General features: G+C 71.3%; 9 protein-coding genes. 5 read left to right on the top strand and 4 right to left on the bottom strand.

Features of this window, described 5'->3' with window-relative positions; translation table 11 throughout:
- Positions 1-125 precede the first annotated feature (125 nt).
- The gene (locus tag MRBLMI12_RS04545) at positions 126-764 is read left to right on the top strand and encodes a TetR/AcrR family transcriptional regulator (RefSeq protein WP_363354261.1); all 639 of its coding nucleotides are present in this window, start codon (positions 126-128) and stop codon (positions 762-764) included.
- Between the two features lie 505 nt (positions 765-1,269).
- Here the strand turns inward: MRBLMI12_RS04545 and MRBLMI12_RS04540 are convergent.
- Both MRBLMI12_RS04540 and MRBLMI12_RS04535 read right to left on the bottom strand, forming a co-directional pair.
- Positions 1,270-2,271, bottom strand: coding sequence for an o-succinylbenzoate synthase (locus MRBLMI12_RS04540; RefSeq protein WP_363354259.1), 1,002 nt, complete (start codon positions 2,269-2,271; stop codon positions 1,270-1,272).
- Between the two features lie 25 nt (positions 2,272-2,296).
- On the bottom strand, positions 2,297-2,458 hold the full coding sequence (locus tag MRBLMI12_RS04535; RefSeq protein WP_363354257.1) for a hypothetical protein: 162 nt from the start codon (positions 2,456-2,458) through the stop codon (positions 2,297-2,299).
- Between the two features lie 98 nt (positions 2,459-2,556).
- On the opposite strand from MRBLMI12_RS04535, the gene MRBLMI12_RS04530 reads away from it, so the two are divergent.
- The 4 genes from MRBLMI12_RS04530 to MRBLMI12_RS04515 all read left to right on the top strand — a co-directional run bounded on the left by MRBLMI12_RS04530 (position 2,557) and on the right by MRBLMI12_RS04515 (position 8,790).
- A complete protein-coding gene (locus tag MRBLMI12_RS04530) occupies positions 2,557-2,901 on the top strand; it encodes a PadR family transcriptional regulator (RefSeq protein ID WP_363354255.1) in 345 nt (114 codons plus the stop codon).
- Between the two features lie 29 nt (positions 2,902-2,930).
- Positions 2,931-3,884 (top strand): permease prefix domain 1-containing protein, encoded by a 954-nt coding sequence (locus tag MRBLMI12_RS04525; RefSeq protein WP_363354253.1) that lies wholly within the window; start codon positions 2,931-2,933, stop codon positions 3,882-3,884.
- Between the two features lie 123 nt (positions 3,885-4,007).
- Complete coding sequence (locus MRBLMI12_RS04520; protein ID WP_363354251.1) at positions 4,008-4,805, top strand: LLM class F420-dependent oxidoreductase; 798 nt, start codon at positions 4,008-4,010, stop codon at positions 4,803-4,805.
- 259 nt (positions 4,806-5,064) lie between these two features.
- Positions 5,065-8,790, top strand: coding sequence for a homocysteine S-methyltransferase family protein (locus tag MRBLMI12_RS04515; protein WP_363354249.1), 3,726 nt, complete (start codon positions 5,065-5,067; stop codon positions 8,788-8,790).
- A gap of 127 nt (positions 8,791-8,917) precedes the next feature.
- On the opposite strand, the gene MRBLMI12_RS04510 is transcribed toward MRBLMI12_RS04515, so the two are convergent.
- Both MRBLMI12_RS04510 and MRBLMI12_RS04505 read right to left on the bottom strand, forming a co-directional pair.
- A complete protein-coding gene (locus MRBLMI12_RS04510) occupies positions 8,918-9,364 on the bottom strand; it encodes a hypothetical protein (RefSeq protein WP_363354247.1) in 447 nt (148 codons plus the stop codon).
- A gap of 25 nt (positions 9,365-9,389) precedes the next feature.
- A complete protein-coding gene (locus MRBLMI12_RS04505) occupies positions 9,390-13,073 on the bottom strand; it encodes an ATP-binding cassette domain-containing protein (RefSeq protein ID WP_363354245.1) in 3,684 nt (1,227 codons plus the stop codon).
- Position 13,074 lies beyond the last annotated feature (1 nt).

Below are 13,074 nucleotides of genomic sequence, written 5' to 3'. Positions count from 1 at the left end.
GGTTCACGGATGAGGGGTTCGGGAAGTGTCGATACAGCGCTGTATCGGATACATGAGTGTATCGTAAGGCGCGTTGGCCGCCCGAACCTGTGTAGTCCGTGTGAGACTGGCGGCAAGGAGGATCGATGATCGACACCCCCGTGGTCGAAGTGGCCGGCACGTCACGCCGCCGCGAAGCGACCCGGCAGAAGCTGCTGGATGCCGCCGCCCTGGTCTTCGCCGAAGTCGGCCTGGATGCGGCATCCGTCGAGGCGATCTGCGAGCGCGCGGGCTTCACCCGTGGCGCGTTCTACTCGAACTTCGAGACCAAGGACGAGCTGATGCTCGCGCTGACGGAGCGCGTCGCCGGCGAGAAGATCGACGAGGTCGCCGAGCGTGTCGCCGTGCTGCAGGAGCGCGGTGAGGACCTCGAGCCCGGTGCGCTGGTGCGCCAGCTGCTCGATGTCGCCTTCGACAAGAAGCAGGGCATCCTGCTGACGAGCGAGATCCGCACCCGCGCGATGCGCGACCCGCGGCTGGCCGAGACCTACCTCGCCTGGCAGGCGGGGATGGTGGAGCGGGTCGGCTCGTTCATCGAGGAGCTCGCGGGCACCTACGGGTTCCGGCTGCGGCTGCCCGCGTCGGAGTTCGCCGGCATCATCCTGCAGACCTGGGAAGACACGTCCGCCTTCGCCATCATGACGGGCCGTACTACCGCCGAGATGCACCAGCTGGTGAACGACCGCACCGCGCGCCTCGCGACTGCTCTGGTCGATCCCGCCTGACTCCGCGCGTCGCCACCCCGCGGTCGTTGAGCGCGCGAAACGCGACACGTCGGGGCAGGGGCGTTTCGTCTCGCTCGCTGGCGCTCCCTCGCTCGACGACCGGAGGCTTCTTCCCGGTCGTTGAGCGAGCCAGGCGCCGCCCGTCAGCACAGGGGCGTTTCGTCTCGCTCGCTGGCGCTCCCTCGCGCAACGACCGAAGGCTTCTTCCCGGTCGCTGGCGCTTCCTCGCTCGATGACCGGAGGTTTCTTCCCGGTCGTTGAGCGAGCCAGGCGCCGCCCGTCGGCACAGGGGCGTTTCGTCTCGCTCGCTGGCGCTCCCTCGCTCAACGACCGGAGGCTTCTTTCCGCTCGCTGGCGCTCTCTCGCTCAACGACCGGAGGTTTCTTCCCGGTCGCTGGCGCTCTCTCGCTCAACGATCGGAGGTTTCTTCCCGGTCGTTGAGCGAGCGAGGAACGAGCGAGACGAAACGCGCCGAGCCGCCTCTGGACGTCGACCCGCCCTCTGCTCAGAGTGCGGCGTCGAGCACCGCGTAGCACCGTGCCAGGCGGTCGAGCCACCAGGCGCGGCGGTCGGCGGAGGCCGCGTGCGCGTCGAGCAGTGCGGGGTCGGGCGTGACCCGGCCCACCGCGAGGAAGCCGCCGCGCGGCACCAGTGGCGGGTCCGCCACGTCGGCGGTGAACAGCGACGCCGTCCCGAGTCCGCAGTCGTAGTCGAGCTCGGGGAGCGCGGCAGCCAGTGCCACGCCCATCGACAGCCCGACGGACGTGTCCAGGGCGCTGGAGACGACAGCCGGGAGCCCCGCCTCCGCCACGATCTCGAGCGCCCGGCGCACGCCGCCGAGGGGCTGCGCCTTGACGACCAGCAGATCGGCCGCCCCCGCGCGAGCCACCGCCAGCGGGTCGGCGGCCCTGCGCACGCTCTCGTCGGCGGCGATCGGGATGCCCATGTACTTCACGCGCCGCCGCAGCTCGGAGAGTTCGTCGACGGTCGCGCACGGCTGCTCGGCGTATTCGAGGTCGAACTCCGCGAGGGCGTGCAGTGCGCGCTCGGCCTCGTCGACGTTCCAGGCGCCATTCGCGTCGATGCGCACGCGCCCCTCCGGTCCCATCGCCTCGCGGACGGCCCGGACGCGGGCGACGTCGTCGGCGAGCACCTGACCGGCCTCGGCGACCTTGACCTTCGCCGTCCGGCAGCCGTCGAAACGCGCCAGCACCGCGGGGACGGCTGCGGCGGCGACCGCCGGAACGGTGGCGTTGACGCCGACGAGCTCGCGGCGGGCGGCGGGCCGCGGCATCCGTGAGTCCTCGATGGCCGCAGAGAGCCACGTCGATGCCTCAGCGTCGTCGTACTCCGCGAACGGCGAGAACTCCGCCCAGCCTTCGGGCCCCTCGAAGAGGAGTGCTTCGCGCACGTCGATGCCGCGGAATCTGGTCGCCAGCGGCAGCGCGACGACGCGCGCCGTCGCGAGCACGTCATCGAGCGGGGGGAGAGAGCGTCGGGTGGTCACGGCTTCATCCTGCCCCGTCGGCGGATCAGAACCCGACATGGAAGCGCTGGTGACGAACCTCTGACTGAGCGATCACGCGAGCGTCGGAGAAGTGGGACGCCTGCGCGTTGCAGCGCTCCTCGTAGGTGACGGGCTTTCCGAGGATGGCCCACTTCAGGCGGATCCAGCGGCTGGGCTTCTCTGACATGGCCGGCTCTCTCTCGCGTTCCGGTCAGCATGACAGGTCGGCCTCTGACTTTAAAGTGTGATTGACGATAGTGTGTGAGACACAGTATGGTGTGAGACATGAGCGAAACCGAGATCCTCGAGACGCACCTGCAGGAGCTGCGGCGCGGCACCGTCGTGCTCGCGTGCCTCCGCCTGCTCGTCCACCCCGGATACGGCTACGGGCTGCTCGAAGAGCTGGGCGAGCGCGGCTTCCCCACCGACGCGAACACGCTCTACCCGCTGCTGCGGCGCCTCGAGAAGCAGGGGTTCCTCACCAGCGAGTGGAACACCGACGAGTCGCGTCCGCGCAAGTTCTACCGCACCAGCGCCGCGGGCTCGCGGCTCGCGGCATCCCTCACCGACGACTTCCGCGCGATCGCCGCGGCGATCGACGACCTTCCGACCCCCGACGTTCAGCACTGACCCACGATCAGCAACTGAGGAGAACCGACATGACAACCGCGACGCTCACCGACCGTTACGTCGACGCCGCGATGCGCACCGTGCCCGAGGCGCAGCGCGAGGACCTGGCCGCCGAGCTGCGTGGCTCGATCGACGACCAGATCGAGGCGCGTCTCGCCGACGGGGAGGACCACACGTCTGCCGAACGCGCCGTCCTGACCGACCTCGGCGACCCCGACAAGCTCGCCGCCCAATACACCGACCGGCCGCTGTGGCTCGTCGGGCCGCGCTACTTCCTCGACTGGTGGCGGCTGCTGAAGCTGCTGCTCTGGATCGTCCCGGTGTGCGCCGCCTTCGGCGTCTCGCTCGCGATGGTGCTCGACGGTGCGACGTTCGGCGAGATCGTCGGCGCCGTCGTGCCGCTGCTCATCTCGGTGGTCGTGCACATCGCGTTCTGGACCACCCTGGTCTTCGTCATCCTCGAGCGCACCGGGCACGACACGATGACGAGCGGACCCTGGACCCCCGATCAGCTGCCCGAACCGCGCCAGCGCGGCGCCGGACTCGGCGACATGATCACCTCGCTCGCGTTCCTCGCGATCATGGCCGGCGTCGTGCTGTGGGACCACTTCGTCGGACTGGTGCCGACGCAACCCGGGCTGCCGTTCCTCGACCCGGGGCTGTGGCCCTGGTGGATCATCGGGCTGTTCCTGCTGATGGCCCTCGAAGCGGTGCTCGCGATCGTCGTCTACGCCGTCGGACGCTGGACTCCCGCGCTCGCCGTGGCCAACGGCATCCTGAATCTCGTCGTGGCGGTGCCGGCGCTGTGGCTGCTGTTCGAGGGGCGGCTCATCAACCCCGAGTTCTTCCCGACGATCATCGCCGACGACGGCGCGGAGGTCGGCGCGATCGTCAATGTCGTGATCGGCTTCGTGATCGCCGGCATCGCGATCTGGGACACGGTGGATGCCGCGATGAAGGCCGCGCGGGCCCGCCGAGGCTGACGCCGGTGTCCTCGACTGAGGACATGCGCCGAGATGAGGGTGCGCGGGCGACTGCGCGTCCTCATCTCGGCAATCCTCCTCGAACGAGGATCGCCCCCTCGCAGCGGCCCTAGTCTTTTTTCCATGCCCCTCCTCGATACTCCTGTGCGCCTCGGCGTGCAGCTGCAGCCTCAGCACGCCCCGTACTCCGCGTTCCGCGACGCCGTCCTGCGTCTCGAGGAGATGGGCGTCGACATCCTCTTCAACTGGGACCACTTCTTCCCGCTGTCGGGCGACCCCGACGGCCTGCACTTCGAGTCGTGGACCATGCTCGCCGCCTGGGCCGAGCAGACCGAGCGCGTCGAGTTCGGAGCGCTGGTCAACTGCAACAGCTACCGCAACCCCGACCTGCAGGCCGACATGGCCCGCACCGTCGACCACATCTCGGCGAAGGACGGCGTCGGCCGCTTCATCTTCGCGACCGGCTCGGGCTGGTTCGCCCGCGACTATGAGGAGTACGGCTACGAGTTCGGCACCGCCGGCTCGCGCCTCGACGACCTCGCCGCCGGGCTCGAGCGCATCGAGGCCCGCTGGCAGAAGCTCAACCCGGCGCCCACGCGCGAGATCCCGGTCATGATCGGCGGCAAGGGCGAGCAGAAGACGCTGCGCCTCGTCGCCCGGCACGCCGACATCTGGCACAGCTTCGTGCGCCCCGACGAGCTGCCGCACAAGCTCGACGTCATCCAGCGCTGGGCGGAGCGCGAGGAGCGCGACACGTCGAACCTCGTCATCTCGAACGAGCTGCACCAGCGCGGCGAGGGCATCGCCGATGAGCTGTACGACGCCGGTGTGCGCCTCTTCACGCTCGCCTTCCAGGGCCCCGACTGGGACTACGACCTCATCCGGTCGTGGCTGCGCTGGCGCGACTCGAAGAACGCCTGAGTCCCGCTCGCCGCGCCCGGTCGCAGTCCGTCTCTCCGTGAGACGACAGCGGGTGGACGAGACCCTGGGTGAACCCCACGGTCTCGTCCACCCGCTGTTGTCTCGCTGAGGCGCGAGCGGGAGGACACAGGAGCCGGAGGACACGGGAGCGGGAGGATACAGGAGCGGGAGGACACGGGACCGGGACGGATGCCGCGGCCGGAGGACCGCGGCACGTCACACGGGGGCCGCACCAACACGCGGAGACTAAAATCGCGGGGTGACCGCAGCCCCGCCAGCACCCCGCTTCGCCCTCGACATCGACGGGGTGCCGCGACCCGAGCGGTCGCAGCAGCTGCTCGACGGCGTGCGGGAGCGAGTCGTGATCGCCGACGGGGCGATGGGCACGATGCTGCAGCGCTACGACCTCTCGATCGATGGCGACTTCGAGGGCCTCGAGGGCTGCAACGAGATCCTCAACGTCTCGCGCCCGGACATCGTGGCGGCGATCCATGACGCCTACCTCGAGGTCGGCGTGGACGCGGTCGAGACGAACACGTTCGGCGCGAACTGGTCGAACCTCGGCGACTACGGAATCGACGACCGGATCACCGAGCTCGCCGCCGCAGGGGCGCGCATCGCGCGCGAGCGCGTGGAGGCGGCAGAGGCCGTCGACGGGCGCGTGCGCTGGGTGCTCGGCTCGATGGGGCCGGGTACGAAGCTTCCGAGCCTCGGTCACACGACGTACGACAACCTGAAGCAGACGTTCGCGCTGCAGGCGGAGGGACTCATCGACGGCGGCGCCGACGCGTTCCTCGTCGAGACCTCGCAGGATCTGCTGCAGACGAAGGCCGCCATCAACGGCTGCCGTCAGGCGATCGTGAGCCGCGGCATCCGGCTGCCGATCTTCGTCGAGGTGACGGTCGAGACCACCGGCACCATGCTCATGGGGTCCGAGATCGGGGCGGCGCTCACCGCGATCGAGCCGCTCGGCGTCGACGCCATCGGCCTGAACTGCGCCACCGGCCCCACCGAGATGAGCGAGCACCTGCGGCACCTGTCGAAGCACGCCACCGTGCCCGTCGCGTGCATGCCGAACGCCGGGCTTCCGGTGCTCGGCGCGAACGGCGCGCACTACCCGCTATCGCCCGCCGAGCTCGCGACGGCGCACGAGCAGTTCGTGCGCGAGTTCGGGCTGGGCCTCGTCGGCGGATGCTGCGGCACGACGCCCGAGCACCTCGCCGCGGTCGTCGAGCGCTTGGCGCCCTTCCGCGTCGCCCCGCGGTCGTTGAGCGAGTCCGCGAGTCGAAACGCGGAGACGAAACGCGTCGACGCTTCCGCGGGCGCCGCGGGCGTTTCGTCTCGCTCGTTCGTCGCTCGCGCAACGACCGAAGACCCCGGGGTCGCGTCGCTGTACCAGCACGTGTCGTTCCAGCAGGATGCCTCGTACCTCGCGATCGGCGAGCGGACGAACGCGAACGGCTCGAAGGCGTTCCGCGAGGCCATGCTCGAGGAGCGGTGGGACGACTGCGTCGAGATCGCGCGGGACCAGATCCGCGTCGGCGCCCATCTGCTCGACGTCTGCACGGACTACGTCGGACGCGACGGTGCCGCGGACATGCGCGAGGTCGTGTCGCGCCTCGCGAGCGCCTCGACGCTGCCGCTCGTCGTGGACTCGACCGAGCCGGCGGTCATCGCGGCGGGGCTCGAGCTGATCGGCGGACGCCCGGTCGTGAACTCCGTGAACTACGAGGACGGCGACGGCCCGACCTCGCGCTTCGGCCGCATCATGCCGCTCGTGAAGGAGCACGGCACCGCCGTCGTGGCGCTGACGATCGACGAGCACGGTCAGGCCCGCACCACCGAAGGCAAGGTGCAGATCGCCACGCGCCTCATCGACGAGCTCGTCGATGAGTGGGGCCTGCGTGTCAGCGACATCATCGTCGACTGTCTGACGTTCCCGATCGCGACCGGCCAGGAGGAGACGCGCCGCGACGCCATCGAGACGATCGAGGCGATCCGGCAGATCACGGCGAAGTACCCCGGCATCAACACCACCCTCGGCGTCTCGAACGTGTCGTTCGGGCTCAACCCGGCCGCGCGCAGCGTGTTGAACTCGGCGTTCCTCCACGAGGCCGTCGAGGCCGGGCTCACCTCGGGCATCATCGACGCGGCGAAGATCGTGCCGCTCGCCTCGATCTCCGACGAGCAGCGCAAGGTCGCCCTCGACCTGGTGTGGGATCGCCGCGAATACGACGCCGACGGCAACGTCACATACGACCCGCTGGCACGGATGCTGGACCTCTTCGCCGGCGTCGACACCGCCGCGCTGCGCAACCAGCGTGCCGCCGAGCTCGCTGCGCTGCCGGTCGGCGAGCGGCTCGAGCGCCGCATCATCGACGGCGAGGGGAAGGGCCTCGAGGCCGATCTCGACCTGGCGCGCGAGGGCGGGCTGGCACCGCTGCAGATCATCAACGACCACCTGCTCGAGGGCATGAAGATCGTCGGCGAGCGGTTCGGCGCGGGCGAGATGCAGCTGCCGTTCGTGCTGCAGTCGGCCGAGGTGATGAAGACCGCGGTGGCGCTGCTCGAACCGCACATGGAGAAGTCGGATGCCTCGGGCAAGGGCCGCATCGTGCTCGCCACCGTGCGCGGTGACGTGCACGACATCGGCAAGAACCTCGTGGACATCATCCTCACCAACAACGGGTACGACGTCGTGAACCTCGGCATCAAGCAGCCGATCGCCGACATCATCGCCGCCGCTGAGGAGCACGACGCCGACGTCATCGGCATGTCGGGCCTGCTCGTGAAGTCGACGGTCGTCATGAAGGAGAACCTCGAAGAGCTCCGCTCCCGGGGCCTCGGCACGAAGTGGCCGGTGATCCTCGGCGGTGCGGCGCTCACCCGCGCCTACGTCGAGGACGACCTGGCGAGCCTCTTCGACGGCGAGGTGCGCTACGCCCGTGACGCGTTCGAGGGCCTCGCGCTCATGGAGCCGCTCGTGAAGATCGCGCGCGGCGCCGACCCGGCATCGGTCGGGTTGCCGGCATTGAAGAAGCGCCGCCATGCGGCCGGCTCGAAGCTCACGCTCACCGAACCCGAAGCGATGCCGACGCGCTCGGACGCGGCATCCGACAATCCCGTGCCCGCGCCGCCGTTCTGGGGCACGCGTATCGTGCGCGGCATCGCCCTGCACGACTACGCCGCCTTCCTCGACGAGCGCGCGACGTTCATGGGGCAGTGGGGCCTGAAGCCGGGCCGTGGAGACGACGGCGCGTCGTACGAGCAGCTCGTCGACACCGAGGGGCGGCCGCGGCTGCGCTACTGGCTCGACCGCATCCTCGGCGAGGGCATGCTCGACGCGTCGGTCGCGTACGGCTACTTCCCGGTCGTGTCGGAGGGCAACGACGTCGTCGTGCTGCACCACGGCGACGATGCGTCCGGGCGGCTCGGAAGGGCCGGCCTCCTGGCGCCCGACGGCGGCTCCGGCGGCGAGATCGGCACCGACCGCCTGCGGTTCCACTTCCCGCGCCAGCGCCGCGACCGCCACCTGTGCCTCGCCGATTTCGTCCGCTCGCGCGAGTCGGGCGCCGTCGACGTGCTGCCCGTGCAGCTCGTGACGGCAGGCGCCAACATCGACTCGGTGACCGCGAAGCTGTTCGCCGAGGACAGGTACCGCGACTACTACGAGCTCAACGGCCTCGTGATGCAGCTGACCGAGGCGCTCGCCGAGTTCTGGCACGCCCGCATCCGCTCCGAGCTCGGCTTCTCGGGCGAGGACCCGACCGAGACCGCGGGGCTGTTCAAGCTCGAGTACCGCGGCGCCCGGTTCTCACTCGGCTACCCTGCGTGCCCCGACATGGAGGACCGCCGCAAGGTCGTCGAGCTGCTGCGCCCCGAGCGCATGGGCGTCGAGCTCAGCGAGGAGCTGCAACTGCACCCCGAGCAGTCCACCGACGCCTTCGTCTTCCACCACCCCGAGGCGAAGTACTTCTCGGTCTGACCCGGCTGCGCTGCGGTTGCGAGATCAGGTGATTTCACGGGGGTAGGACGTTTTTCCGGGGATCTTCCTGCGCTCGTGACATCACCTGATGCGGTGACGGATGCCGCGGCCCGCGGCATCCGTCATGTTATTGCGTGGTGATCTCGACGCTGACGTTCGGAGGCGGCGTGGTGTGCACCCAGGCGGCCGGATCGGCGGCGAAGAACGCCACGAGGCCGATCACCGCCGCGAGGAGCGGGAGGGCCCACATCGCGGTGGCGGCCCGCCGGAGCACGCGTGTGACGACGGCGGTCTCGGTGGCCCGGAAGGCACGGCTCAGCGAGATGATGAAGACGATGGCCATCGCGAGCCACACCACCGGCGACGGCTCGAGTGTCGCGGTGTAGCAGGTCGCCGCAGCGTCGGTGGCGGTGACGCAGCCACCCTGCGAGCCGCGCGCGAACAGCCCGTAGAGGACCGCCCAGAACAGTCCCCGCTTCGCGAGCGAGATGATCTCGGGCACGTAGGCGCCGACGGGATTCGTCGACGTCGGCGTCGGGATTGAGGTCGGGGTTGGGGGGATCGCTGTGGTCACGTGGGCTCCTCCTGGCACGTGACCTTCACGATAGGGCAGATGCTCGCTCTCGCGGAGCGGGTGCGTGCTGCCGGTGCGGCGCCAGCGGCTTGGCGCGGCGCAGGGCGGCGAGGATCGGCCGGCCCACCACGATCAGCCCGACAACGGTCGTGATCGCGCGGAGGGTGTCCCAGCTGAGCGTCGACGTCACCAGCGAGTACAGCAGGAAGCTCGACAGGTTCACCTCCAGCGGCGCGGTGCCGTCGTACGAGATGCCGGTGCCGTAGCCCACGGCGAACGGCCAGAACCACAGGTTCATCAGCAGGCCGAAGACGTACGAGGCGACGACGCCGTACACGCAGAGCATGGCGATCTCGGCGGTCGGTGCGAGCCGGCGCGGCAGCGGTGCCTGGAGGGGGCGTGCGGCCCGGCGCGGCAGCGGTGCGTGGAGGGGGCGTGGGGGGCGTGGGGACCGGTGCGGCAGCAGCCCGGCGACGGCCCCGACCCATGCGCATGCGAACATCTGGAAGGGCGTCCACGGCCCGAACGTGCCGGTGATGACCGTGGACAGCGCGATGGTCGCCATGCCGAGGAGCATGCCGAAGCGCGCCCCGTACGCCCGTCCGGCGAGGACCAGCAGGATGAAGACGGCCTCGACCCCGCCGACGCCGGTGCCGGCGATGCGCACCGCCGCCCCGATCGCGGCCAGTGTGCCGAGCAGCGCGAGCATGTGGGCCGAGCGCACCGTGCCGTCGAGCGTGGACACCACCACGAGCATCGCGAGCGGCGCCAGCGCGAGTGCGGCAATCGGCACCGCGGCGTACGCCTGCTGCGGCACGGCGGTCGCGACGAGCGGCCAGCAGAACGCCCCGAGCGCGACGAGGTTCGCGGCGAGGAGGGCGATCAGCGGAAGCCGGGCTGACACCCGTCCTGCGGCCTCGTGGGCCGCGGAATGCGTACCGTACTCAGGAACGCCGGCGGCCGGGAGCCCGGAGAGGCCGGTTTCGGGGGCTGGTCCGGGGCGGCGGTCCTGAGAACGGTACGGCGAGGTGGCCGGAGCGGTCGCGGGGGCGTCGCGAACGATGGCGGCTTCGTGGGCGGCGGCCTCGTGGGTGGCGGCTTCGTGGGTGGCGGCTTCGTGGGCCGCGGAATGCGTACCGTACTCAGGAACGCCGGCGGCCGGGAACCCGGAAAGGCCGGTTTCGTGGGCCGGTCCGGGGCGGCGGTCCTGAGAACGGTACGGCGAGGTGGCCGGTGCGGTCGCGGGGGCGTCGGCGGCGGCTTCGTGGGTGGGGGCCTCGTGGGCGGCGGATTGCGTACCGTACTCAGGACCGGTGGTGGCCGGGAGCGCGGAAGGGCCGGTTTCGTGGGCCGGCTCCGGGCGGCGGTCCTGAGAACGGTACGGCGAGGTGGCCGGAGCGGTCGAGGGGCGCCGACGGGGAGGGTCGGCGTCGAGGACGCCCGCACGCATCGACAGCACGCGATCGGCGCCAGTCGCGACCTCGGGCTCGTGCGAGCCGACGGCGATCGCGGCCCCGGCCTCGGCGAGCGACAGGAGCGCCGCCCACAGGACATCACGTGCGGCGGGATCGAGGCCGCGGGTCGGCTCGTCGACGAGCAGCACGGCGGGCTCGCCGGCCACCTGGATGGCGAGGGCGAGGCAGCGGCGCTCGCCGACGGAGAGATCTTGCGGATGCCGCGCGAGAAGCGCGGCGAACGCAGGGTCTTCGGGGTCGCATCCGAGGAACCCGGCGAACCGATCAGCGGTATCGCCGATCGCGTGCCGGCCGCTGCGTCCGCGCCGGTGAGACGGAGGCAGGTCCGCGGACGCCGGCTCCGACCCGCGTCGACGTCCGGGCTCTCGCCGCGACCGTGTCGCTCGACGATCCGCGCGGGCGCATTCCCCGCCGACCGTGTCGAAGACGAAGAGGTCGTCCGAGGCATCCGGAATCAACGCCACGCGGCCGGCCGCTTCGATCTGCGCGCCGCGCTCGGGCACGGCGAGCGCGGCGAGCAGGCTCGACTTGCCCGCACCGTTGGGTCCGACGAGCGCCACGATCTCGCCCGCGTCGAGCATGAGGTCGGCGGAATCGACGGCGATGACGGCCCCGTGCCGCACGGTGATCCCGCGTGCGCTCAGCGCCGGCGCGCGGCCGTCGTGTCCCGGCGCGCGGCCGTCGTGTCCCGGCGCGCGGCCGTCGTGTCCCGTCGCGCGGCCGTCGTGTCCCGGCGCGCGGCCGTCGTGTCCCGGCGCGGGGCCACCGCGTGCCGACGCGCGGCCGCCGTGTCCCGTCGCGCCGACGCCGCGGACGCCAGCGCGCCCTGCCGCCGGATCCTCTTGCGGCGTGGCTCGCATCGCCCAGGCCGGCGCCGCGACCGACCCAGCCCGAACGACCCGGGTGCGTCCCGAACCCGGGTGAAGCCCGGCAGCAGATGCCACGCTGACCACGCCGCCGTCGATGCGGAGCACGGTGTCGGTGATCTCTGACAGCGTCGCCACACGGTGCTCGGCCACGACGACGCACATGCCCGCCTCGTGCGCGAGGGCGTCGAGCAGCCCCGCGATACGCACGCGGGCGTCGGCGTCGAGGTCGGCCAGCGGCTCGTCGACCAGGAGCAGGATCGGGTGCTCGATGATCGCGGCGGCGATCGCGACGAGCGTCGCCTCACCGGCCGACAGCCTTCGCGTGGGGCGGTCGAGGAGCGCTGTCACGCCCACCCGCGCCGCCACCTCGGCCACTCGGGCGCCCACGATCACCGGCGCGACGCCGCGGAGTTCGAGCGCGAGCCCGATCTCGTCGCGTACGAGCTCGGTCGCGAACGCCTCGCGCGGATGCTGCAGCACGACGCCCACGCGCTGCGCGAGGTCGCGCGGGGGCACCCGGTCGCGCTCGTGTCCGACGACCCGCAGCGAGCCGGCGATCCAGCCGCCGTCGGTGTGGGTATGAAGGCCGGCGATGGCTCGCAGCAACGTGGACTTTCCCGACCCGGTCGCACCCGACACCAGAGTCAGCGTGCCGGCGGAAAGGACGAGGTCGGCGGGGAGACGGATGCCGGAGCTCGCCGCATCCGCCATCACCGAAGCGCTGCGCGGGGCTTCGGGGCGCGAGACGACATCTGCCGCGGAATCCGGTCTGCCCCGGCCCGAGCGGGTCACCGGCCCGAAGCCGATCTCCACGTCGCGAGCCTCGACGGGCGCGAGGCAGTCGCCGTCGAGGCCGCGCCCCGCGAAGCCGCGAAGCTCGAGGGCCGCGGCGACGTTTCCGGCGCGCTCGAGGGTGCGCTCGAGCAGGGGCAGCAGCATCCGTGGTCCGCCGCGCTCGCCGCGCAGCCGCTGCGCGAACCGCACCGCCCGGGCGCCGTCGGCGAGCGCGGGGAGCGTCGCCCCGGCGATGGCCAGGGCGCGGGCGATGCCGCGGAGCGGACCACGGCGCGACGCCCGCGCGAACACGCGATTGAGGTCGACGACGGCGTTCAGGACGCCGAAGGCGAGGATCGCCAGCGCGATCGGAAGGGCGCTGGCGGCGGCATCCCACAGTCCGTCGATGGTGACCGGGCCCAGCAGCACGACGTGCGCGAACGGCGACGGCAGCCGCACCGCCGGAAGATCCAGCAGCACGAAGCCGTCGCCGTCGGCCCCGTGGAAGAGGATGCGGTAGACGACCCGGGCCGCTACGAATCCTGCGGCGAGGATCGCCGCGGCGCGCAGAGGACCGGGTCGGAACGTCATG

The organism is Microbacterium sp. LMI12-1-1.1, assembly GCF_040676455.1.
Classification (GTDB): domain Bacteria; phylum Actinomycetota; class Actinomycetes; order Actinomycetales; family Microbacteriaceae; genus Microbacterium.
This window is presented reverse-complemented; position numbering and strand designations above follow the sequence as displayed.

Bases quoted from the DNA above. Each gene is read 5' to 3' on its own strand.
- MRBLMI12_RS04545 (WP_363354261.1), top strand. From the start codon at position 126: ATGATCGACACCCCCGTGGTCGAAGTGGCCGGCACGTCACGCCGCCGC.
- MRBLMI12_RS04535 (WP_363354257.1), bottom strand. From the start codon at position 2,458: ATGTCAGAGAAGCCCAGCCGCTGGATCCGCCTGAAGTGGGCCATCCTC.
- MRBLMI12_RS04530 (WP_363354255.1), top strand. From the start codon at position 2,557: ATGAGCGAAACCGAGATCCTCGAGACGCACCTGCAGGAGCTGCGGCGC.
- MRBLMI12_RS04525 (WP_363354253.1), top strand. From the start codon at position 2,931: ATGACAACCGCGACGCTCACCGACCGTTACGTCGACGCCGCGATGCGC.
- MRBLMI12_RS04520 (WP_363354251.1), top strand. From the start codon at position 4,008: ATGCCCCTCCTCGATACTCCTGTGCGCCTCGGCGTGCAGCTGCAGCCT.
- MRBLMI12_RS04505 (WP_363354245.1), bottom strand. From the start codon at position 13,073: ATGACGTTCCGACCCGGTCCTCTGCGCGCCGCGGCGATCCTCGCCGCA.